The following is a 24,486-nucleotide window of genomic DNA, read 5'->3' on the forward strand; positions in this document are numbered from 1 at the left end:
AAGGAAGTGCAGTATGAAATTAACTGAAAAACAAATGCTTGTAACAATGTTTGAAATGCAGCAGAGATTGAATGATGAAACAAATGGAGAAGGCTGGGAAAGCGGATACAACAAATACGGCAAGATCATAAATTGGAAAAGATGTATATACATGGAGTGTGCCGAACTCATAGACAGTTTTCCATGGAAACACTGGAAAAACATCAAAGCGGATCCAAACTGGCAAAATATCCATATAGAAGTCATAGATATTTGGCACTTTGTAATGAGCTTGGCGCTTGAACAATACTACAATCAAAAACTAGGAAAAATCGAAGATATAGTTTCATTTATCTTGGATAATAAAAGTTTCAAAATGTTTTGCAAGGAACCTGAGGATATCAAAAACGCAGAACCGATGGAGATCATCAATCAGATAGAAAGGATCATTCACATAACTTCAGGCTCTTACAGCAATACTTTTGAAAAGATCATAAGTGAATACTTCACGGTAGCACATAACTGTGGGTTGAATATAGACTCTCTTTATAAAGTTTATGTCGGTAAAAATGTTTTAAACGGCTTTAGGCAGGATAACGGATACAAAGAGGGCACATACAAAAAACTTTGGGGTGAAGTTGAAGATAATGTAGTGATGAATAAAATCATGCAGGAAAACAGTACCATAACACCTGAAGAACTTTACATTTCACTTGAGGCAGAGTATAAAAAAATATCATGAAATTATTGTTTAGAAGTGTAAAAGATTTTTTAACCTTAAGGTTTTTACTTCTTTCGACGCTTCCGTTTTTAGTCTCTTTTTTGATATTTGGGGCACTGTTTTTATACAGCGGCAGTGAGTTTATAGATTTTTTAAACAATACTGCAAACGGTACCAATTTTACCGACATCGACCCTCAAGCACATCCAGTGATAAATTATATATTGACTTTGGCTTTCGTCAAATGGGCACTTGTGACATTTTTCTATCTTTTTGGTACATTTTTAATGCTACTTGTCTCTGTTATCATAGCCGTTATAGTGGTAGGTTTTTTTACTCCATATATCGTTAAAAATATCCAACAAAAGTATTATCCGAACTTTCAAAGAGATGAGATAAGTTTTTTGAAAGTTTTAGTGATGTATGTCAAAGTGTTTTTTATATTTGTATTTTTAAGTTTTGTGGCTATACCTCTTCTTATAGTACCGGGGGTAAACCTTTTTATCTTCAACATTCCGTTTTACTATCTGTTTCACAACCTCCTGGTCATAGATGTGGGCTCAAATATAGAAAATTTGCCAAGATTTAACGACATAACCCAAAAGTACAAAAAAGAGTTTCTAAGTGCGACATTTATCTCATATGCACTCTCCCTCATCCCCATAATAGGCCTCTTTTTGCAGCCTCTTTTTGTGATATACCTAACTCATCTATTTTTTGAAAAAAGTATGCCTGCACATTAATTGTACAATTTTCCTATTCTGCCAAATCGTTTGCAAAGTAAACTTTTGTGTTTGGGGATTGGTTGTAGTAGCCCATGTTATTTGTTTAACCTTTCACTAAAGACACTCTGTTTTATCATGTTTTGTAGTTTTGGTTTTTTTAGGTAGGTTTTGAAGGGGTGATTTAATATAATTCCGGTTGCACCGACACCTGCACCGACACCTGCGCTACCGACACCTATCAGGAATTGACCGAGTGCCGTTTTTGTCAATATTTTAGCAGTAGGTATGACTACCGGCATATATCTTGCTCCAAAGCATGCTCCCACTAGTCCAAGTCCTATCACTCCTGCTCCTACCGTCTTTGAGTGGGTTACGGGGTCTTTCCAGTCATTTACCTGTCCTATAAGGGTTGCTTTTACGCTTGAGAGAGTGTTATGTAGTTTTGATTTGGATAGGGGTGAGCCTACTGATATGATATTTAGGTTTGGATATGTGTATCCTTGTTTGTATCCTAAGGATAAAGCTTTGTTTATATCTTCGTTTCCGGCACTATGTGTTATGATAAGTACTTTTCCTTTTGCTTGGTTGTTTATCTTTCTGTATGTGTATTCATTTAGTATATCTTTTTTTGTGTAACGGTTATTTAAGTATTCTGGTATATCTCCTACTCCTTTGTTATCTCCAAATAGTCCGTGTGTATCATTTAGTATGATACCTACCGGTTGTTTTACAATCTCTTCAAGATTTGCCGCACTCTTTTTGGCATCTTTTAGTGTATTGTCCATACCGTTTGCAAAGTAAACTTTTGTGTTTGGGGATTGGTTGTAGTAGCCCATGTTATTTGTTGTTTTCCTTATTGGTGTTTTCTTTTGATTTTATTTTTCTTATGGATTTGTCTAAGTGGTTTATGAAGGGCTTTACTATTGTAAAAAGTATTATATTTGACAATAAGAAGAATAAACCTGCAAATAAAATTTTTGCTTCTATAGAGCTTTTATCTATTGATAAAAATTTAAGAAGACTTGTTGTGCTAAACAAACTACCTCCAAAACTATAGCCGATTGATAAATCTAGAACGACAAATATAAACATTGAAAAAGATAGTAAAAAAATATCAAATATTAGTAATTTTATAAATATTGAAAAATATAGTATTTTCTCTTTTATTATTATAATTATTATCAATACAAATAAAGATAATGGGTGAAATATTATTGCTATAAATATATTTGATAAACCAAATATATTTATACATACATTAAAAATAGTAAAAAAATATAAGACCATCAGTATTTTTTTTAATTTATTGTCCATTATTTTTTTAACCTCTTCGATGTTTTAATAGTATTTTGTAATATTATCTCTTTTTTAACTTTGGGGTAGTAGCTTTCAAAAGGATGATTTTTTTTAAGATTATTGTAAATCGGTATTTTAAATTTCTCTAAATCTTTAAGCCCATATTTCACCTCATAATCCCCATCCCCGTTAACCCATCCGTTTGCTATGGGGTCATGTGGATTGTTTATCTGTACTATGTTCTTTACTCCCACTTTTGCTCCTTCTTTTTTTAAGTCTGTTAATGACCTTGGGCTTCCTACTGAGATTTGACTTATGTCTTTTAGTTTAACATTTTCAAGCTGTAAAACTTTGTATCCTTTATAACTATCTTCATTTCCGGCACTGTGAGTTATAAGAATTGTTCCTTTTGGAAGTTGTCTTAGCATATATCCGTTTAGTACATCTTGTATGGTTAGATAGTTTGGTTTCCATTCTAAAAAGTCTCCTAAGAGATTATGTGTTTTATTGCTAAAAAGTCCTATATTGGAAAAATCTTTGCTTATTAGAGCTTGACTCTGTTTTGCATCCTCTCTTGTGTTGTTCATACCGTTCCAAAAGACTATCTTTGTGTTTTTGTTTATATCGTAATATTTCATATCTGTTTTAGCTCTAAGAGTTTCAAACTCTTTCTTGTTATCCAAATTAAATACACTTTTAAACTTTGTTGTATCTTGTTTTGGTATATCTTCTATTTTACCGTTTAGATATGCTTCTACAAGAGGTGTATTTATTACTCTTTTTTTATGAGTAGCATCAAGCTTTTGACTTAGTTTTGCTAACTCTTTAGATGATAATTTAACTATCTTTTTATTGTCTATCTTATCCGTTGCCACGACTCTGTTTTTATACAGATACAAAGTATTGTTATCAACCGCACTCTTTGAGCTATCATATGCACTTTGCATATCATGTCCGCTTAGTCCTGATATGATTGTAGCTGCTAAGTTTGCATACAATCTTGTATATATCTTATCGCTTGGTGAAAAGTATCCGTCTTTGCTTAGAGTATCTTTTATATCTTCTCCTATAACTTCTCCGCTTAGGGCTCCTATGACTCCTGCTGTTATATCTCTTTTGGCTATGGCTGAAGATGTGGCTCCCAAAAGTGCATGAGAGAGTTTATGTTCAAAGTAATTTATATCTCCGCTTTGATAGTTTTTAGCTATGGTATGAGAGAAATCAGCTTGAAACTCACCTGCTGCCGCTTCTCTTAGGTTGTTTATATATTTACCTCCATATACGGCTTCTTTTAATCCGCTCTTTAAAGTAGTATTAGCCAATCCTTTTGTAATCTTTTGATTTAGGGTTAGGTTTTTGTATTTTATACCTTTTATGCCAAGCTTTGCGTTTAGGGTTGGGGTTAGGTTTGCCAAAGAAATTGTTACAAGCAAGGATATATTTAATATTATTATTGATAATCTTTTTGGCAAAGATTGCTCCTTTTATGATTGTTTGACGGTTTTATTCATATTAAACACAATCTGTTTTATTGTGTTTTTTAGTTTTGCTTTTCACAACTTTTTACTGTATCAGTACTGTTTCTTCTCTTTCTTTACAATATTTTTTTCCTGAGATAATTTTCCAACTAACTATTTTCATTTCTGGATCATTTTTTTTGACTATATAACCAAATATACAGTTTTTAGGATACTCTAAAATATAAATATAATGGTTTTTATCATATGTTTTTTTATCTTTATTTCTTAATCCTGGATATAATTTATCTCCTATACTCATATCTAAGTTTTTTTGAAATATTTCATAAGTAGCGGGACCAGTAGCACACCCACTTAAGCCAAACAATATAACTATTACAGTTAAAATATTATTGATTCTCATTTTTCATTTCCTTTTGTTGTTGATTGTATAAATCCATAAATGTCTTTATTTTTTTGTCTTTTGCTTTATCGATATTGTAGTGTTTGTTTATGACAATGTTGTCTATCAGTTCTATGTTATTCTCTATAGCCGTAGAAGCCGCAAGAGGAGCTGCGGGGAAAAGAAGAAGCCCACTGCTTGCATTTATCATAAAGTTATCATATTTTAGATATGTTTTTCCATCTATATTTTCATAATTCCAACTTGATAAAAAGTCATGAGGTCCGGCAAAGTGTTCTAATGCGCTGTCTATTATGCCGCCTTTGGAGTATTCATGTTTAAATAAAAGTCTTTTGCCTGTTTGGGAGCCTCCGAAAGGGGCAATAACTGTTGTCTTGCCAACTAATTCTCTATTTTTAATTACTTTCCTAAAATGACTCCCTGCAATCTTAGCCCCATCACCGTTTATCCCGGCACTTTGATATTTGGGCTTTACTTTTTTACCATCCTTTCCACTATAGTCAAAGTTTTCTTTTACATATTTTCTCATTTGAAGAGAAGTATCGTTTAGTATCGAGAGTGTTGCTCCTGCTTTAAAGCCGTTTTGAAAGCTTCCTCCTGTTAACTTTGATACTACACCTTGTTCTGTTCCTCTTAATGCCGCATTTTTTACATATTTTGTTATGTTCATATTTTTTCTTAAAGCATCTGTAAAGTTTGGTTTTATAATTGAACTGTTTACATAGCTTAACACTCCCGCGGTTACTGCTGATTGCATAAGAGATTTGGTATCAAGTTTAAAACTCTCTTTTGTTATGGCTGAAGTGGCTAATTGGGTTGTTATACCCGTTACCACAGCTTGGGTGGCTGCTGCTGTTACGGATTGGGTTAGGGTAAATGATGCTGCTTTTGTTGCGGTTAAAGATGATATGAGTGATGATCCTGCTCCTGAAGTGATAGCTGAAGATATCGCACTTACTATGATAGCTCCTAAGGTTGAGAGAGTTGTATGCTTTTCATTCCATTCTTTATTGTTTAGTGTTGCTTTTATCTGGTTTATCTCTTTTTGGTTTAAGCTGTATTCACTTGATAGTATCTTTATGATGTTCTCTTTGGAGAGGTTTTGTTTTATGATTTTTGTTAGGGTTTTATCTGCTTTTATATTTTTTAGTTTATCTATTATATCTTTATTGTTTAGTATAAGACTGTTTGTTTGGATGGAAGCCTCTTTTACTTTTTCTTTATTGTATCCTTTGGATTGAACGGTATTTGTTAAAAATCCGCTTTTACTTTTAAAGTGGTTTTCATAGGAGGTATCTTTTTTACTTATTAGGTTTAGTATCTTTGTGGTTACTTTTGTGCTTAGAGCTTTTATATCACTTGCTATGAGGTTTGTTTGGTTTGAGTTTATATTTATGCCTTTTGCTTTTAGGAGGGATTTTATCTGAGTGGTTGTACTTATGGTATCTCTTTGTTTGCTTCCTCCACCAAAGAGTCCTCCTTTAACTTCGTGTTTAAAGTCACTGTAGTATGAATTTGTAGCATTTTTTATAGCAAGGGAGTCTTTTGCATTTATGTTTATGTTGTTGTTTGCATTTAGGGATGAAGCTTTTATGTTTAGGGTATTTGAGTTTGTTGATATATCTTTTGCCCTTAGAGATGAAGTTAACTGCTTTGTAGAGCTTCCTTTGTTGTAACCTCCGTTAAGGTTGAAGTTATAGTCATGCTTTTTCTCTTGTGAGCTTATAGTTATATCTTTTGCTTTTAGAGTTAAAGCATTGTTTGCTTTTATATCTGTATTGTATATGTTTATACTCTTTTTTGCATTTAGGTTTATGTTTTTGTTTGATGATATCTTGGATGTATCTGATTTGGATGTGGTGTGTTCGTCTCCTTGGTTATAAGAGTATGAATTTGTTTTTAAAAGAGTGAGGGAGTTTATGTTTGAAGCGTTTAGGTTTATATCTTTTAAGCTTTGTACGGTTGAGCTTAGGTTGTTTATGTTTTCTTTGGCGTTTAGGTTTATAGTCCCTTTTGCACTTAGGAGGGCATTAGAGTTTGTGAGGTTGTTTGATTTTATATTTATATCACTGTTTGCCGTTATGCTTCCACTATTTATGAGGTTGTTTTTTAAGTTTAGGTTTATGTTGTTTGCTTCTATTTTAGAGCCGTATAAGTTGATGTCATCTGAGCTTAGATATAGATGAGGAATTAGTACCTCTTCTCCTTTTACTACTCCTTTTTCCATCCATACTATATCTTCATCAAGTCTTTTTATCTGCTCTTTGGTTAGTGTTACTCCAAATCTAAGATGAAGATCATCTTTTACCCTCAGGGCATTGTCCATGAGGTATTTGTACTGGGCTTTATCCGAGGTGAAGCCTTTTAGGTATCTCTCTCCTTTTAGGCGTATGATAGAGTCTCTTATGAAGTTTGTCTCATACATACCGTCACCGAGTCTTTTTATGATACTATTTGGATCTAATTTTAGTTTTTTTAGCATATAGTCACTGCTTATAAAAGTAGAGTAATCCGTATAAAGAGGGTTTGCCTCTATGAGATAGGGTGAAGCAGGAGAGTAGTTTGTTAAAAAGAGGGAGTATTTGCCTTTTGGGAGGGTTATGGAGTTTATGTTTACGGTGTTGTCTATGTTTGTATTTACAGGTTGTGAAGCTTGGAGTGAGTGGATAGTATTTATGCGATACAATCCTTCGTCTTTAGATATGAGTTTGTATGTTATATCCTTTTTTATATCTATGGCTTTATCTATCTCTTCTCTCAAGCTTGAATCTTCGCTTTGTAAAGAGGAGATGATATTTGTTATCTTGGCATCTGTAGAAGTATCGTTTAGCATTTGTGCTTTTAAGTCAAATTTGTCTTTTATACTTTTTGATAAGTTTTTTAGTTTCTCTTTGTTTTTGTTAAAATCATTTAGTGTGGTTATGGAGTTATTTAGGGTATCTAAGCTTTGTATATCGACTTGAGTGTTTAAAAGTGTATTTTTAAGCTCAGTTAGTTTTTGAGTAAGAGCGGTTATATCCGTAGGATTGGATATAGAACTTTGAGACTCTATGGAGGATTTTAGAGCATCTACCGATATCTTATCTTCTTGAAGATGTTTTATAAGGGTATCTTTTAGGGTATTGAGGTTGTTTTTAAAGTTATTTAAATCATCCTTGCTAACTACTTGGTCTATAGAGTTCTTTGTATTTGATAAAAGATTTAACTCATCTTCGCTGCTTGCTTTTAAAAGAGAGTGATTTGTCTGGATATTTGAAGAGTCTGTTTCTATGGCTTTTATGAGTTGGAGTTTTTGCAGGATTTGGGTATCGTTTAAAGAGCCTGCTTGTTGGCTTAGGTTGTTTAGGGTAACTACATCTCCTTTCAAAGAGCCTCCGGCTTGTATGCCGTAGTTTACAAGAGGAAGTCTTGTGGTCTCTACGGTCGTAAATGTTCCTCTGTATGCGGCTCTGTGTTTATGGTTGAAGCATACTCCGGACGGTCCGCTTGAAGAGCAGTATCTTTCGTCTCTGTATTGCTTGGTTACGGTTTTTGTTACCTTCAGTATGATTTTACCCAGATTATTTGCATGGTTTGCATTTAGGGTTATATCACCGTTGGCGGCTATAAGGGAGTAGTTGTTATTTAGAGTGTTTACATCTATGTTTATATTTTTATCGCTTAGTATCAAAGCCGGATTTGAAGAGAGGTTTACTACCTGGGTTTTTATATTTGTAGTAACTATATCATAATCGTTTGAACCCCCTCTTGAGACGACTTTGGTGGAAGTAGTTGCGGAGTCTTTTATCAAAGGAGAGGATGCTTGGTTGTTTAGAGTGTTTGCATATATATTTATATCTCCTCCTGCTTGCATAACTCCTTCGTTTGTTATAGTGTTTATCTTATCTCTGTTCTCATTTGCCTGGATGTTCAAAGAACCATCAGAGTATATCATACCCTCTTTGGAGTTATGAAGAGTGTTTTTTATCAGTAGATTTATATCTTTGTTACTTCTTATCATCACATCGTTGGATAGATCGTTTGCGTTAATGAAAAGATTGTTTTTTGAGTAGAAGGCTCCTTGGTTTGTTATATCGTTTGCTTGCATGCGAAGATCATATCCTGCTATCAAGCCTTGGTTGTTTAGAGTGTTTGATGTTTGCACGCTACTTGTATCATATCCTTCAAGTGCGCTTATCTCTCCTTGGTTATTTAAGTTTAAAGAGGATAATTGATAATTTTTAAAAGCATTTAGGATACCGTTTGTTTTTATGTTTATATCTTTGTCCGCTTTTAGGTTTATAGTGTTTGCGTATATCTTATCTAAAGAGGCTATGTTTGAAGAGGATGATATATCTATATGTTTGGATGCTACTATCTTTTTTAAGCTTATATCTCCGTTTGCGTTTAAGCTTAAACTATCCTGAGTCAAGACTTCATCGGGAAGATTTACTCCTACTCCTTTGTCACTGCTTGTTAAAGTTATAGTATTTGCATATACTCCTCCAAGAAGTGAAGAGTCTATGCTTACTCCGCTTCCGCTATTAGGTGTTGAAGTTATCTTTGCTTGATTGTTTATGAGGTTTGAGCCTGTTTTTATATCCAAGTTGTTTGCATAGAGTTTTGCGTTGATATGAAGAGCTTTTGAAAAAAGAGCTACAGAGTCTATGTTGTTTGCGTTAAAGCCTTCTCCTTCTATGCTTATATCTCCTCTTTTTACATCAAAGCCTTTAAAGGTATCGTTTTTAAACAGAGGAGTTCCGGTAGTAAGAGTGACTTTAGGGGTGTTTATAAATCCTCCGCCGTTTATCATTATACCGTTTGGATTTGCTATGATAAGATTTGCTTGTTTACCGGCTATTTCGCTAAAACCTTTCAAAAGAGATTTGGAAGTTCCCGTTACTTCGTTTAGTATGGTTGTAGCACTGTTTGATTTTAAGTTGGGATTGTATGATATATAACCCGCTAACTTGGTTTTTACCACTTTGTTTGAATTATTTAGTATAACTCCTTGTTTTTCTACGCTGTAAGAGGTAAATTTATTGTGCGATAGACCACTTGAGTTTGGTTTTACTATGTTTATGACGGGGATACCGTTTGGAGCTTTTGTGAGGGTTGCTCTGTTTGAAGCGGGAGCTTTGGTATCTACTTTTATACCTGAGGCCTGGATGGTTTGAGAGAGGAGTAGGAGGGTGATGTAAAGGATGGTTGGGATGGGGGTTGATTTCATAGTTTCTCCTTTAAAGCTTTTTTAGTGCAGGTTTTTATGATATCACTTACTTCGTCATGACAATTATGCTTAAACGCATCAAAATATTCCCCTCCTCTTGGAATAATTCTTTTGTAAACACATTTAGCAAATCTTTTTTTATCTATATTTTTGGGCAATTTTATCTTTTTGCAGTATTTGTTATTGAAATATATAGAATTGTCAAGCATATACCCTTTTGCGTTAAAATAGCTCATATACTCTGCGGCATACAATCCTCCGCATCTATTTTCGGAGCATATAAAAGAGTGATAAAATGTATCCAAAGTCGCTTTGCATATGTAAACATCATCTTTTTTCAAACTATTTAACTTTTTTAGATTTTTGATGATATCTCTTTTTTTGACCTTGGATATCCATTTGGATATAAGCGGATCATAAACTCCGTCATCGAAAAAGAGAAGTTTTGCGTCTTTATCCCAAATACCGCCGGCATAAGAAAAGTCAACCTTTATATAAGGATTTGTATCTTTTACAATATCTCCTTTTTTATCGTAGTACAATACTTTTACGATATCGCCGTATGTATCTCTTAGAACTCTAAGTGATCTCATTGTGTTATATAAAAAAATGTACCTTTTGCCGTTTTCAATCATACCGTAGGGCAGTTTGTCAAACTCTCCTTTATACAAATACTCTCTTAAAATATCCCCTTTTTTATCCGTAACGCTCTTTAACCTCCCTTCCCCGATCCAGTAGTATTTTTCAGTAAGTTTGCCGTTTATGTATTTTTTTGCCCTATAGCCGTTTTTATCTATAGCATAAGATATGACAATTCCTTTTTTGACTACTTTGCAAAGTCTGTTTTCTTTGCAAAAGTAATATCGAGATTTTGACTTTTTGTCATACTTTTGCATCACATAAAACTTGTTTCTATCTTGGCTAAGATGTATGGCGATATATCCCGCAAATACCAAGACAAGAAATAAAACCGCTTTTTTTATCAAAATTTATACTCCAAAGTAAAACCTACAAAACTTTTAACTGAACTTACAACATCTTTATATATGGGTTTTGCATAGTACATCATGCAGTCAAATCCGCCGTATGAAAACCTCCCTCCTATGGTATAACTTAGTAAATTTCCTCCGTTTGAATCACTCTCTTTTTTTATATGCCCGCCGTCAAGTGCTGCAAAGTAACTTTGATGAAGAAAGCCAAAAAGTTTGCTATGAAGAGGTTTTTCAAATTCGTTTCTAAAGTAGTAGCCGTTATCACCGCTAAGTCCCTCATCTTCATATCCTCTTACACTGTAGGCTCCGCCTATGCTGATGCGAAAATTGCTAAAAAGCTTATCTTTTGTATGCTGATAGTGGGTTTGCAAAGAGTAGTTTAACAATGAAAAGTTTTTTCTAAATACAAGATCAACGGTATAAAGAGAAAATCTCGGATTTAATTCGGTAGGATTGTATGTACCGAACCATTTGGTGCCTTTTTCATAATCAAATAAAATATAAGCATAAATATCACGACCGTTATGTAAAAAGTTTACATTGAAACCGGTATTTGAAAGGGAGTATGAGGAGGTTTGGATAAGAGTATTTTCTATATAGTTTTTATTTTTCGAGTGAGAGACACTGATTCCCGCTTTGATACTGTTTGTTTGATCATGGTAGAGTTTATATGAGAGATCATATCTAAATGTTTGCGTATCGCCGTTTATCTTGTAGTTTGTTATATTTGCTTTCTCATACTGTTTGTAGCTTGTTTTAGAGTAGCTAAAATCACTTGATACCCTGCCTACAGGAAAAGAGAAAGAAAATGAGTTGCCTTTGGAGTTTTCATCTTCAAACTCTTTTTGTGTACCGTTTAACACTATGCTTACTCTGTCATTTATACCCAACATATCATCTATGTTTAGAGTCAAACTTCCCTGCACTCTTCCTGTTTTTTCACTTCCGTAGTTATCCGCTTCAAATAAACCGCCGACTCTTTTGGAAGTTTTGTTTTTTATAATGATATCACTGTAGCCTGTTTTTTTAGACGGTGTTATATCCAAAGTAGCATGGTTTGAAGAGAGGCGATTTATAAGCTCTATCGCATCTTCAACTTTTCTAAGATCAAGCACATCACCTCTTTGTCCTAAAAAAACATCTTTTATATACAACTTATCGGGTTTTATCTTATCAATCCTACCCTCGATGCAAAAGAGTCGTAAAACTCCTTTGGAGAGATTTTGTGGCTTTATGAAAACTCTTGAAGTAATATATCCTTTATCCATATAAAGAGTATTTAGCTTGTTTATGATATCCTTGATATCTTGCAATGTATCACAGCGGTTTATGTAGGGCTTAAGTACTTTGTTTTGCTCTTGTTCGCTTAAAAGAGTTACACCTTTTATCTTTATCTTTTTTATATAAAAGCATTTTTTATCTTTGTTCATAAAAGAAGTTTGGGGTTTATTTGTATTGTAGAAAGGTATCTTTTGATTTTTTAAATGTTGTAGTTTTTTATATACTTTTTTTTTGATTTTCAAAGTTGATTCTATCATTTACGGCTTTGACGGCATTTGCATATATAAAGCCGTTTAACAAAATTAAAAACAGAAAAATATACCTCATCAAAAAACCTTAAAGTAAACAATTGATACATAATACTATATTTTTTATTTAAAAGTTATTAAAAGTTTACATATTTATTTTTGTGTATGAGGTATTTTTACATCTATATCTTGCCCTCGGTTATGCCTTCAAAAATCTTTCTGTTTAACTCTATCCTCTCTTTGAAGCTCTTTTTTAGGGCTCTCTCTTTCTTGGTGTGATCTCCGTCGCCAAAAGGACCAAAACCGTCAAGCACTGTCGTTCCGGCTGAAGCTACTACATTTGCATCACTTACTCCGCCTCTTTTTTCCGTTTTGAGTTGTATATCACAATATTTTTCTATATTGTTTAAAAATTCTGTCTGCTTCTTACTTGGTTCCATAACATCTCTTTGGATACCGCCACTTAAAACTGACTTGCTTCCTTTTACATAGGATATTTGCACGATGTTATCTATCTCTTTTAAAACCCTGTCTCTCTCTTTTGTTGAAGTGTATCTTGCTTCAAAAGTCAGTTTTGCAAAAGGAGAGATGGTGTTTGCCCCTACTCCGCCTTCGATTTTTCCAACATTTACCGTTGTTCCTTTTTCAAGGTCAGTCAATCCTTTGAGTTTTTGGAGTTTATAACTTGCTTCCAAGTTGGCATCGATCCCAAGAGCGTAATTGTTGCCTGCATGGGCAGGTTTCCCCTCTATTTCAAGAAAAAAAGTTCCCGCACCTTTTCTTGCTATTACCACTTCCATCTCTTTTCCTGCTGCTTCATATACAAGAGCATAATCATAATCTTTTGCCAATTTTTCAGTAACGAATTTAGAGTCATCACTTCCCCCTTCTTCATCACTGACAAGCAAAAAGTCTATATTTTCAATCTTGCCATATTTGAAAAAATGCTCCCTTAATGCTTCTATAGCTACTATGTTGCCGCCTTTCATATCACAAACACCAGGGCCGTACACCCACTCTTCATCTTCACTAAAACCCTCGAAACTACCTTCTGGAAATACAGTATCCATATGACCTAAAAGTAGAAGTTTCTTGCCCTCTTTTTTGGGTGATTTGAAAAGTATATGATCTCCGATATGGTCTCTTTTAAATATCTCATACTCAAAACCAAGCGGTATCATCTTCGTTATATAAATTTCTCCGTTTTTATCCACTCCGGCTTTATTTCCGGTATATGAGTTTATCTCTACAAGTTGTTTTAACTCTTTTAAAAATTTCATTTTTGCCGCCTTTATCTGCTTTCTAAGCCGATATTATAGTATTTTTTAGTAAAATATATCATTAATTCTCAAGGAAAAGCCATGAAAAAAACCGTTGGTATCTGGATGTATCAAAACGGCGGTGGTGACAAGATAGAAGAAAAGCTTGTATCCAAACTTAAAGAGAGAGGTATTGACGCAAAAACGGGACTAAACCTGAGAAATGCTGTAGTAAAAGACACGAATGTCATCATAGATGATCTTATTTTAAATGATTTGGATCTTTTTTTCACATACAATGCAGGTGAACAGACCCAGTATCAAGTCTATCTGTACAAGACTTTAAACAGGGTCATGCCTTTTATAAACTCTTATGAAGCATTTGAGCTTACCGAAGATAAGTTTCAGACGACTTTCACCCTGAAACTAAACGGTATCCCTACGACTGATTTCAGGCTTTGTCACAGAGATGACGAAAAGTATCTTAGAGAATTTATCAAAGAGTGGAAAAAGATGGTTTACAAACCGGTTGATGGCTGGGGCGGAGTCGGACTTACAAGGATAGAAAACGAAGCTACACTTGATGTGTTGATGCCATTTTTGAACCAGGCTGATTTGAGGTTTTTATATCTTGAAAAATTCGTCGATTATGACGGGACTGACTTTAGAGTGGATATAGTTGACGGTGAATTTATCTCATGTTACGGTAGAAGAGCAAGAAAAGGTGACTGGAGAACAAATGTTACTAGCGGTGGGTCTGTATTTTTAAGAGAAGCGGATGATAAGCTTATCGAACTCGCAAAAAAAGCGGCAAAGGTAACAGGGCTTGATATAGCGGGAGTAGATATCATATATGACAGAGAAAAAGAAGAGTATATAGTTCTTGAAGTAAATGGCATACCCGCATTTGCAACACCTGAACAGGAGAAAATGGGACTAAATTTCAATGATAGAAAGATAGATAAGATTGCGGATTTGATAGAAAAAAAATTAAAGGGAAAATGATGGCAAAGAAAAAGTTACCGAAAATCGGACTGTTGTATTTGGATTATGTTTTGAGGTTTTTTGACCGCTCAAACTTCAAAGGGTGGCCTGACAGGATAGAAACTGTAACATATCATTGGAAAAACGATAAAGATAGATTTATCAAAGAGGTTAAAAAGAAAAAGATAGATGTTCTTATAGGCAATATCCCTGCAACCGCTTATGAGACTTTTAGAGAAATCGCAAGAGAACTTCCTCATGTGAGATTTATCCCCTCTTTGGATACTCAGTTTTCAAACAAGTCAAAAGAGAATGTTACAAGATTTGCATGGAAATATAATCTACCCGTGCCAAAGACATATATCTTTTATGATAGAAAAAAGGGTTATGAATTTTTAAAAAGAACAAAATATCCAAAAATTGTAAAAAGAAGTTATGGACCATCAAACTATGGCGGATACTTTGTGCATAAGGTTGATAGTAAAAAAGAGGCTATAAAGCTTTTTGATGAAAAAAAGTATCATCCTATGTATCTACAGGATTTCGTACCGATGGAAGCTGATATAAGAGTTATGCTTATAGGTCATAAGCCTGTGTGTGCTTTTTGGAGAAGACCGCCAAAGGGTGAGTGGCTAACCAATACAAGCCAGGGCGGAAGTATGGATTATCAAGATGTTCCAAAGTCTGTTTTGGACTTAGCTGTTAAAGTCAGCAAAGCTGCCAATGCAGAGTACTGGGCTTGTGATGTAGCATACGGAAAAGACGGTAAAGTAAGGATACTCGAATGTGCTACGGCTTTTGCTGCTTTTCCATATATCAGAGACTGGATAGGGCAGTATCTAATGTGGAGTTTAAGCGATGGTAAGTTTAGAAAGCCTCATATACCTATGTTTAACTGGGAAGAGCTTGGCAAGATAGACAGTTCACTTCTTAGAACCATGAGACATATCACTTTTGGAGCATATAGAAAAAGTTTTGACGGGGCATATTTTGGTAAAAAGAAAAAAGTTTTTGGTAAAGAGAAAGTTTATATCCATAGGCTTGATGAAAAGTACCCCATGTTTGATGTAAAACCTAAAAATTTTGAAGAGTGGCCAAGTGAAGTGTGGAATTTTCAAGACAGGTTTGCTCTAAAAAGTGTAAAGTCTATGAAAGTTAAAAATTTAAAAGATAGCAACCCACCCGCAGTCAGCGGAGATGAGGCATCCAAAAAGATAAAACTAAATGAAAAAGATATACTGAAATTCTTAAAAAGTGTTGAAGGTATAGGGCATAAAAAAGCTAAAAAAATTCTTGATGAGATAAAACCTTCAAAGATAGTAAAGACATTGAATTTTGATCCTGATAAACTTCTTGAGATAAAAGGGATATCTAAAAAAATAGTAGATAAATTACTAAAAAAATGGAATGAATTTCTTATAGAGAGGAAGTAAATATAGGTGAAAAATCAGTATCTTTCATATAATGACGGGATTACTTTACTTGAAGAACTTTCAAGCAAATATCCCGATATACTAAGCATCAAAAGTATCGGAAAAACTCATGAGGATAGAGAAATCATCTTGGCTAGCCTCTCCCTTGATATACAAAATGCAGACAATAAACCGGCACTTTTGTTTACCGGAACTATCCATGCGAGAGAGTGGATAGGGCATGAACTTGCTCTTAAGTTTATAGAGTATGTTTTAAAAAATTATGATACAAACCCTAAGATAGAGGAGTATCTAAAAAGATCTACTTTTTATCTGGTTCCTTGTCTAAATCCTGATGGATTTGAATACTCAAGAAAACACTTCTCTTTTTGGAGAAAAAATAGAAGAAAAAACCCTGATGGCTCATACGGAGTGGATTTAAATCGTAACTTTTCCATAGGATTTAAAAAAACAAGACCTATGAGTTCAAATGTTTACGGAGGAGAAGAGCCTTTTAGTGAGCCTGAAACAAGAGCTATAAAAGAGTTCGTCGATACTCATCCAAACATAACCATAGCACTTGACTATCACTCTCAAGGCAATGTCTTTTTTCCTGCTCACAAGTTTAGACACGAAGAAGAGATAGATGGAACTGATCTCAATACACTTTGTGCGAACATGAATGAACAAATCCACAAAGTTACAGGTAGAAGATATGGGATACACAGAGGAAAACCGCCTGCTAAACTTATAAGTGGAAGCGGCAGAGAGTACTACTACTCAAAAGGCATCATAGCAAGTGTCGTTGAAGTAGGTACTAAAAATATACCTGATTATATGAAAGTGATGAGTAGCTCAATACACGAAAACATCCCTGCCCTTTTAAGAGCTTTTGAAGAAGTTGTAAACTATGCACCGATCGCTCCAAGAAGGGTAGATAACTTCACTATTACAAATGTAGATGAAAATGAAGTGGGATTTTCATGGGATTATGAACTAAGAGATGATATATACTTTGAGATATATAGAAATACAAAAGATAAAGCATCTTGTGAAAGTCACAATATAGTCGGCATCACAAAAGAGCATAACTTTTGCGATATAGAGTTAGAGTCTTCCACACTTTACTACTACACTATAAGAGCAGTCAATAAAAAAACCAAACTCAAGTCTCCTTTCGCTCCTGTCGTAAAAGTAAAAACAAACCTTAAAAAAGAAGAATTTTCCAAAATGCTTTTTGCACTGAAGAGCGAAACCGGTTATGTGGGTGAAAAAATGCAAGAGAACAACCGTTCACACTTTGGAAATAACTCTCTTTTTGTCGGAATTGATACAAAAAGGGGAATTTGTGATGGTGTAGTATCTTTTGATATAAGCTCTATCCCAACTGATGCTATCATAAAACAGGCAAAATTTCATCTATATCCCATGAATAGGGTTGCTGCAAAGATAGAGAGATATGGTGAATGGAATCTCTCACTTATAGATAGTGAAGAGATAAATGATGTGGCTGATTTCAATCAGGTAGAAAATGCCACTTCCAAGCAAGTTATAGGAGATCCTATAAAGTCCCAGTCTCTTACTCAGGGTATTTGGAACTATTGGGACTTTTCAGCTTATCAATGCTCTTTGCTCCAGCAGGAACTCCAAAGAAAAAAGGTCATCTTCAGGCTTGACGGACCAAAAAGCCTGCCTTACGGTGAAGACTCTCAAATGATGCAGTTTGATATAGGCTATGGAAAGTTTGGAGGAGGATTGCACTATAGACCGATGCTTGAGATAAAGTATACTATCCCATCGCAAAAGATAGAAATAACACCAAAAATTTTGCAATCCATTGGAATAAATGCAAAAAAAGATTCTTTAGAGAGCGGATTTGATAAAAATGGGCAAAAGATATATGGGCATTTGGAGTATGATTTATCAACTTTACCTGATCATGAAAATACAGTTATAACAAAAGCATATATAGAGTTAAACAACCAAACTGTGTATCTAAAACCAAAAGGCATCAGCTTTTATCTTGAGCTTCTAGAAAACAGTGAGATATTGAGTTATCAGGATATAAAAAACAGAGAACGCATCGAGTATATAGGGTATGAACTAAGGGATGCAGACTTGGACAAAAAAAGAAAACATTACTTTATATTTGATACTCTCTCAAAACTGTCACTTGAAAATGCACATACGCATGGTAAAAACCTTGAGATCATCATCAATCCCATCTCAACAGATGATAATACAAAAAACAGAATCGTAAAATGGAGCACAAAACCAAAGCTCATCATAGAGTATATCAACAGGCGTAAAAAAGCTCTTCCAAAAGTTACCAACTTGAAATACATCATAGAAAAAGGCAAGATCAAACTTTTATGGAATAACCCTCAAGAGAGTGATTTTGTAGGAGCTTATGTAGTCAGAAACTCTTTTCATCCACCAAAAAACTTTATGGACGGAGTAAAGATATACGGTGGAAAAGACGGATATACTTACGATACATTTGGATCGCTTGATAAAGAGAAGTATTATAGTGTTTTTACTTACGATAATGTTCCAAACTATTCCGAACCGGCAGTTTTACACTTTATACCTTAAACTTTCATCCACCCATGCATCTTTTGGGCTGAGATAACTTTTGTATCTTTGTAGGTGTCAATGACATTAACTGATACGAAGTTTGTCTCTTCCAAAAGAGATATAAGGGAATTTACATCTTCATCTTTGGAAAATAGATACAGATATCCCGCATTTTTTATAACTCTGTAAAATTTTTTAAGCACTTCAGGCAGTATATCATCATCTACATCACAGCAAAGATATGTAAAATCATATAAAACAGAGTGTAAATTGTATCTTTTATCATTAAAGTCAAACTTTTCCACTTTGATAAAATCATTATCCAAATTGTTATCAAGATTGTCGTTGAGATTTTTTAGATACAAAGTTGCTTCATTTTCTTTACAATACTCGATAAATGACTCTTTTACGCCAAATTCATCTACAAGACATATATTCATCCCCGGATAATTTGGTATAACACTAAACAACTCTTTTATATCATTTATCATCAACTACCCAATTCATACAATTCTCTAAACATAAAAGCTTCTATGACATCATCCACTTCCTCTTGAAACGGAGCGATAAGCACACCTATATCTTCGTCTAAAAAATCATCTATGTCTTCATTTTTATCTTTAATGACAACATAATCAAGCATCTCATCAATATCGCTTTTACTTTTATAAATTTTTTCATCTATCTTACTACCATTTTCAAGAGAAACAAATGCCCAACCCACCTTATCGCTTATAGATGATATTTTATGATTTTTATCGACCGGTACAAGAAGATTCATGTCTTTAATCTTCCGTGTAATATGAAGATGAGTGTATGGTTACCTCTTTTTCATCTTCACTGCTTCCGTTTTTTCTATCTTCATAATTTTGTACCGCAGCTATATAGGCATTCATCACGAGTCTGGGTTTCTCCTTGTCCGGAGTCAAGTCAGCTTCTAACTCTTTGAGCAAATCTTTACTCAATTCAACTCCATCATACACAGAGTGCCCTTTAACAGTCTCGGTAAAAAGCGAACCCGTTAGCAGTGTACTCTTACACCCTTTTATCAAAAATTTTATATCCTGTATGATATCATTTTCATCCACTTTTAAAAATATAGTAGTTTTAGCCTTTTTTTCGGGATTTACACATACTCCTTTTGCATCATACTCCAACATCTTGCCAAAATTTTTTGGATTGTTAAAATGCTCTCTTAATTCCGACTCTTGCTCTTTTGTAAAAGCTATCATATAAACATCCCTTTTAACATAAAAAATATCATAGCTGAAAGCAGTGCGGCGACAGGAACGGTCACTATCCACGCGGCAACTATCTTTTTAAGAGCATCTCTTTTGACGTATTTTTCTTTTTTGATACTCTTTATGGCTTTTTTCTCTTTTTTTATCTTCTTCTCTTCATCTCTTATCTCTTTTATAAGTTCAACTATCTTTTCATAATCTTCCAAACTCTTATCTTCTTGGCTTTGAAGTTCTTTGAAGCTACTTTTCAACTCTTCCAAATGAGCTTTTTCATCTTCAAGGTTTATCCTCTCTATCTGGGCTTTATCTTCAAGATTTTTAACCCTATCTAACCATTCTCTTAAAAATCCGACTCCAAATACTCCACCTAAGGCTATATGAGTTGAACTAACGGGAAGTCCCAATTGGCTAGCCAAGATAACTGTTATGGCTGCTGCGATAGCGATAGAAAAAGCTCTTATCTTGTCAAGTTCTGTTATCTCACTTCCTACAGTTCGTATAAGCTTTGGTCCGTAAAGCGCTAAACCTGTCGATATGCCAAAACCTCCTACTGCCATTACCCAAAATGGGATACCGGCTTTTGGTGATATGGCATTGTTGATAACCGCATCACTTATAGCCGCAAGAGGTCCTACGGCATTTGCTACATCATTTGCGCCATGAGCGAAACTCAAAAGTGCAGCTGCAAAGATAAGCGGGATAGTAAAATATGCACTTATACTTTTTCTACTGTCATTTTCTATATCAGTATTTTGCAATTTTTTCTTTGTATAAAAATAAACTATGACAGCCACTATAAGACCTATGACATTAGCCGTTAAAAATGTAGGCTTTTTAGTTTCAGGTAGTATGGAAACCATGGAGTTTATAAAACTTACAATATCAGGCCAGACATGTTTAAAACCTTTCAGTGTTATATATGTGGCAAATGCCCAGCCCATTACACCCACATAAAAAGGTATCCATTTTTTTGCGCTATTTATCCTGTCATCTTTAAAAATGATAGTTTTCTTTATGCCGTATAAAAAGATAGCAGCTATCACTCCGCCAATAGCCGGTGATATGATCCAAGAAGCAACTATAGCACCCATAGTCCCCCAAGAAACCACACCAAATCCAAAAGCCGCTATACCCGCTCCCATGACACCACCTACTATGGAGTGAGTGGTTGAAACAGGAGCCTTGAAGTATGTAGCAAAGTTTAGCCACAAAGCAGCCGCCAAAAGTGCAGCCATCATAGCCCATATGAAAGAGTGGATGTCAAATCCGAAAGAGTGGATGTCAATGATGCCTTTTTTGATGGTTTGCACCACATCCCCACCGGCTATCAAGGCTCCACTTGCTTCAAATATCGCAGCTATTGCTATAGCTCCGCCCATAGTAAGAGCTTTGGAGCCGACTGCAGGTCCGATATTGTTCGCTACATCGTTCGCTCCGATATTCATAGCCATATATGCACCGAACAATGAAGCTATGATTAAAAATGTATTGTTTTCAACTCCGCCTTCATTTATATAAACATATAAAAAAACGGCAAATATGAAAAACAGGGCAAAACCTAACCTCACCAAACTCATTCTGCTGGATTTGATAGCTTTCTTTTCTATCTTTTTTATAGCATTGATTTCCAAAGTTATCCTTTTATTGTACTGTTATCTGTTTTTTTAAATTTTTTATGATTTCATCCTGAATGGATTTGACATAATTTGAAATTTTCATTTTTATAAAACTGTTTGGCTTTATCAAAAAGACCATATCATCACCTGACACACTAAAAACGGTTGCTCTTAGAGATATATTGTCTATGGCTATACTGTTTTTTGCAAAAAGTCTGAATTTTAGTATAAATTCGCTGTTTTTTAGCATAAGTATCTTTTTTAGTCTGCTTTTATCGACTTTCACCACAAGAGAATCCGTAGATATGGACTTGATCATACCATCACAAACGATGCTGTTTTGATACTCTATCATAACTCTTATATTTTTTGGAGGTGTAATTCTTATACTTGATCTATCCACTACGGATATATCTTGAAATTCAAGATTTTTGATACATACTGTTTCATTGTTGAAATCATACTTGTATATATAGCCTTTAATGATATATGGAAAGTCTTTATGTTGTATATATAAAAACTCTTCATTTTGTTTTAGATACAACAGCTCTTCATATGAAGTTTGAAGGCACATTCTGCTACCGTCAAACTCTACTATAGAAGCTTCTTCTTTTATGGGAATCCCCTTGTAGAGGTTGTATAGCATTACATCCGCACTGTTTTCTATGATACTTTTTAGAGTATCTTCCCTTTTTTTATCATTATAAAAATCAAACGAACTTGTTCCGTATATGATCTTGCCTATAGGTAATCTTTTGGAAATCACAAGATATCTGCCAACTCTTTTAAGAAGAGTTTCGAGTGTATCATCTTTGGACATTTCGGTGATACCGACTCTATCAATCCTCAAGTCATATTCACTTAAAAGTCTGTGCTGGATTTTTTTAAATATCGTTATGCTTTCATGAAGCTTTTTATTTTGTAAAACTACCAAAAAACTATCTTTGTCATTATAAAAGATACTTGCATATGAAAACAGTGCATAAATCTCACTCATTAGAGACTTGAAGAAAAAAGCGTTGTCAAGATCAACATTGTATTTGAACAGCACAACACTCAAAGGCTTATCTTCATCTTTTGCTTTTTGCAAGTTAGACTCTACAACAGCTGCATTGAGATAAGTATTGATAGCTTTGTATCTTTCCATAGAAAACCTGTCAAATAATTTTTAAAAGATATATTATAGTATAATTCGCTTTAAACTTTAATGGAGAGAGAAAAGATATGACAAAATTCAAAGAACTTTTTTCAAAAGACTTGGAAAAAATATACCTGCTGTTACAGGAAAATCAAAATGAACTAAACGGTTTTTATAAAATACTCGAAGATGATACAATGGACAAAAGAGAGATCGTGGATAATTTCTTAAAAGATATCAATCTCCCAATCAATAAAGAGACAAGACTAAGTGCTATAAACAGACTAGTATCCTTAAGGGATGAGTCTTTAATCCAAGAGTTACAAAAAACGGGTATCAGCCAAGAAGAAATGGATGTCGCAAAGGAAAAAGCTTATCTATGGGCAAGTGATTTTCACCTGAAACTTCATGAAAAACTTTTGTATAAAATAGACTCTTTAAAGCTTTTGACTCCATTTTACAGGACGATTCTACGCGGAGTCCATGAAGCCGGTATCGCTTTTACCAAATGGCAGTCTTTGTGGACTTCTCATATCATCACCGGTGTAAACAGAGAACTTTACAGGCTCTTTGAAGGTGATGAAGAAAAAATTTTTCAAATGTTAAATGAAAAAGATCTATTTGATAAAGATGAAGACGGTAAAGTAGCAGATAGGTCTTACTCTGTTTTAGTCAAAAAAGACGGTATTTTCCAATCTGTAAGCTATAAAGAAGCTTTTCCAAAAGAGGTTGAAAATGTTACCAATACTCTAAAAACACTTGTCTTGAAACTATCGATCCTCGAAGATGAAATCTACGGACTGAAAGATGAACATATCAACTACTTCAACGCCATTATAGAAGCTTTAAATGAAACTGATACATCAAAACTCATAAAAAGATGGGCTGATGTGGATAGAGCTTGGATGCAGATAACTTCACCTCTTCAAGTAGGTCATCCTCTTGAATACTATGAAGATCACTACAGAAAAGCTGTAGCTTTAGAGTGGGATGTAAGGATAGCAAATCCAAAAGAGACCAAAGAAAGCGATACAAAAGAAAAAGTTAAAGATACTTTTTTAAAACTTTTTGATACTTTCGGTTCATCAAATCAAATATATATAAAAACCTCCACACTGAAAAATCTGGATAAAGTCCAACTTTATATAGGAAAACCCATGCTTTACTATGGAGCTGAATTTTGCGGTCTGTTTTCGGCTCAAGTCGTCCCAAACGATGAAAAAGTAAGTTCCGAGTACGGTAAGAAAATCTTTGCTTTTAGCGACAGCATACTTGAAGCCCAAAAGGCAAAACCCGTTTTGAAGATAACTCAGATCGTTTTTGGGGATGATTTTATAAAAGAGCAAAAAGATCTGCTTTTTAACAAACCAGACATTTGGCACAGGATTTATGATATAACGACCATAGGGCATGAATTTGGTCACATACTTTGGATGGATGATACAAGTGAAACACTTATGAACAAAACAGGTAATTTTAAAAATATCGAAGAGTTTAAAGCAACTACCGGTGGGCTTGTAAGCTTTTTTTACAATGAAAAAGAGGAGTTAAAAAGTTATATTTTAAAAGATGTTACAAAAAGAGCCATATCTCTTATAGCTTGGATGCAAACGGGAGAAGTTGAGCCGTACTATTGTGAAGGATTGATACATCTTGATATACTATTTAGAAGCGGGGTTTTAGACTTCAATGGTAAAGTATATATGGATTTTAGTGACAAAGCATACGAAAACAGTGTTTTACTCTACAAAGAGACATATAATGACTTGGCGAAGCATTATCTTGCCAAGAAAGATGCTACAGAGTTTTTACAAAGATTTGCAAAAAAAGAGGACGGGTATTTTTTACCTGTGGATGAAAAAGTGAAATCTTTTGTGAAGTATTATTGGAATATGTATAAAAAAATCGGAAGAGAGGTGGCATAACC

At 34.3% G+C, this 24,486-nt stretch carries 19 protein-coding genes; 6 read left to right on the forward strand and 13 right to left on the reverse strand.

The annotated features are described in order from the left end of the window. Window positions 1-13 precede the first annotated feature (13 nt). Entirely contained in the window at window positions 14-721 is a 708-nt protein-coding gene (gene dut, locus ACZ47B_RS06565) for a dUTPase (RefSeq protein ID WP_464893739.1), read from the forward strand. Then, entirely contained in the window at window positions 718-1,443 is a 726-nt protein-coding gene (locus ACZ47B_RS06570; protein WP_464893740.1) for an EI24 domain-containing protein, read from the forward strand. The genes dut and ACZ47B_RS06570 overlap by 4 nt, the downstream gene beginning before the upstream one ends. Window positions 1,444-1,520: 77 nt before the next feature. On the opposite strand, the gene ACZ47B_RS06575 is transcribed toward ACZ47B_RS06570, so the two are convergent. The 8 genes from ACZ47B_RS06575 to ACZ47B_RS06610 form a co-directional block, all read right to left on the reverse strand. Further along, window positions 1,521-2,261: a hypothetical protein gene (locus ACZ47B_RS06575; protein WP_464893741.1), complete on the reverse strand. Its 741-nt coding sequence runs from the start codon at window positions 2,259-2,261 to the stop codon at window positions 1,521-1,523. A 1-nt stretch (window position 2,262) separates the two neighbouring features. Beyond that, on the reverse strand, window positions 2,263-2,739 hold the full coding sequence (locus ACZ47B_RS06580) for a hypothetical protein (RefSeq protein ID WP_464893742.1): 477 nt from the start codon (window positions 2,737-2,739) through the stop codon (window positions 2,263-2,265). Further along, window positions 2,739-4,193 carry a DUF637 domain-containing protein gene (locus ACZ47B_RS06585; RefSeq protein WP_464893743.1) on the reverse strand — a complete coding sequence of 485 codons (1,455 nt, stop codon included), beginning with the start codon at window positions 4,191-4,193 and terminating at the stop codon, window positions 2,739-2,741. Before ACZ47B_RS06585 ends, ACZ47B_RS06580 begins: the two co-directional genes overlap by 1 nt. Window positions 4,194-4,284: 91 nt before the next feature. Then, entirely contained in the window at window positions 4,285-4,602 is a 318-nt protein-coding gene (locus tag ACZ47B_RS06590) for a hypothetical protein (RefSeq protein ID WP_464893744.1), read from the reverse strand. Beyond that, the gene (locus tag ACZ47B_RS06595; protein WP_464893745.1) at window positions 4,589-9,811 is read right to left on the reverse strand and encodes a two-partner secretion domain-containing protein; all 5,223 of its coding nucleotides are present in this window, start codon (window positions 9,809-9,811) and stop codon (window positions 4,589-4,591) included. The genes ACZ47B_RS06590 and ACZ47B_RS06595 overlap by 14 nt, the downstream gene beginning before the upstream one ends. Next, a complete protein-coding gene (locus tag ACZ47B_RS06600; protein WP_464893746.1) occupies window positions 9,808-10,797 on the reverse strand; it encodes a hypothetical protein in 990 nt (329 codons plus the stop codon). The genes ACZ47B_RS06595 and ACZ47B_RS06600 overlap by 4 nt, the downstream gene beginning before the upstream one ends. After that, window positions 10,794-12,341 (reverse strand): ShlB/FhaC/HecB family hemolysin secretion/activation protein, encoded by a 1,548-nt coding sequence (locus tag ACZ47B_RS06605; protein ID WP_464893747.1) that lies wholly within the window; start codon window positions 12,339-12,341, stop codon window positions 10,794-10,796. Before ACZ47B_RS06605 ends, ACZ47B_RS06600 begins: the two co-directional genes overlap by 4 nt. A 173-nt stretch (window positions 12,342-12,514) precedes the next feature. Beyond that, a complete protein-coding gene (locus ACZ47B_RS06610) occupies window positions 12,515-13,612 on the reverse strand; it encodes a M20 family metallopeptidase (RefSeq protein ID WP_464893748.1) in 1,098 nt (365 codons plus the stop codon). Window positions 13,613-13,693: 81 nt separating this feature from the next. Here ACZ47B_RS06610 and ACZ47B_RS06615 point away from each other — a divergent pair, with 81 nt between their 5' ends. Genes ACZ47B_RS06615 through ACZ47B_RS06625 form a run of 3 tightly spaced genes read left to right on the forward strand, consistent with a single transcriptional unit; the run spans window position 13,694 to window position 18,582 of the window. After that, a complete protein-coding gene (locus tag ACZ47B_RS06615) occupies window positions 13,694-14,596 on the forward strand; it encodes an ATP-grasp domain-containing protein (protein ID WP_464893749.1) in 903 nt (300 codons plus the stop codon). Next, window positions 14,596-16,008 (forward strand): helix-hairpin-helix domain-containing protein, encoded by a 1,413-nt coding sequence (locus tag ACZ47B_RS06620; protein WP_464893750.1) that lies wholly within the window; start codon window positions 14,596-14,598, stop codon window positions 16,006-16,008. Before ACZ47B_RS06615 ends, ACZ47B_RS06620 begins: the two co-directional genes overlap by 1 nt. Window positions 16,009-16,014: 6 nt before the next feature. Then, complete coding sequence (locus tag ACZ47B_RS06625; protein WP_464893751.1) at window positions 16,015-18,582, forward strand: M14 family metallopeptidase; 2,568 nt, start codon at window positions 16,015-16,017, stop codon at window positions 18,580-18,582. On the opposite strand, the gene ACZ47B_RS06630 is transcribed toward ACZ47B_RS06625, so the two are convergent. Genes ACZ47B_RS06630 through ACZ47B_RS06650 form a run of 5 tightly spaced genes read right to left on the reverse strand, consistent with a single transcriptional unit; the run spans window position 18,579 to window position 22,568 of the window. Beyond that, window positions 18,579-19,055: a hypothetical protein gene (locus ACZ47B_RS06630; RefSeq protein WP_464893752.1), complete on the reverse strand. Its 477-nt coding sequence runs from the start codon at window positions 19,053-19,055 to the stop codon at window positions 18,579-18,581. The two genes, ACZ47B_RS06625 and ACZ47B_RS06630, sit on opposite strands and share 4 nt — an antisense overlap. Then, window positions 19,055-19,345 (reverse strand): hypothetical protein, encoded by a 291-nt coding sequence (locus ACZ47B_RS06635; protein ID WP_464893753.1) that lies wholly within the window; start codon window positions 19,343-19,345, stop codon window positions 19,055-19,057. The genes ACZ47B_RS06630 and ACZ47B_RS06635 overlap by 1 nt, the downstream gene beginning before the upstream one ends. A gap of 4 nt (window positions 19,346-19,349) precedes the next feature. Next, on the reverse strand, window positions 19,350-19,796 hold the full coding sequence (locus ACZ47B_RS06640; protein ID WP_464893754.1) for an iron-sulfur cluster assembly scaffold protein: 447 nt from the start codon (window positions 19,794-19,796) through the stop codon (window positions 19,350-19,352). Beyond that, the gene (locus tag ACZ47B_RS06645; RefSeq protein WP_464893755.1) at window positions 19,793-21,436 is read right to left on the reverse strand and encodes an inorganic phosphate transporter; all 1,644 of its coding nucleotides are present in this window, start codon (window positions 21,434-21,436) and stop codon (window positions 19,793-19,795) included. The genes ACZ47B_RS06640 and ACZ47B_RS06645 overlap by 4 nt, the downstream gene beginning before the upstream one ends. A gap of 10 nt (window positions 21,437-21,446) precedes the next feature. Continuing rightward, window positions 21,447-22,568: a hypothetical protein gene (locus ACZ47B_RS06650; protein ID WP_464893756.1), complete on the reverse strand. Its 1,122-nt coding sequence runs from the start codon at window positions 22,566-22,568 to the stop codon at window positions 21,447-21,449. Window positions 22,569-22,645: 77 nt separating this feature from the next. Between ACZ47B_RS06650 and ciaB the strand changes: the two genes are divergently transcribed. Next, window positions 22,646-24,484, forward strand: a complete 1,839-nt coding sequence (ciaB, locus tag ACZ47B_RS06655; protein ID WP_464893757.1) for an invasion protein CiaB — start codon at window positions 22,646-22,648, stop codon at window positions 24,482-24,484. The last annotated feature ends 2 nt before the right edge of the window (window positions 24,485-24,486 follow it).

Source organism: Thiofractor thiocamini (assembly GCF_055384375.1).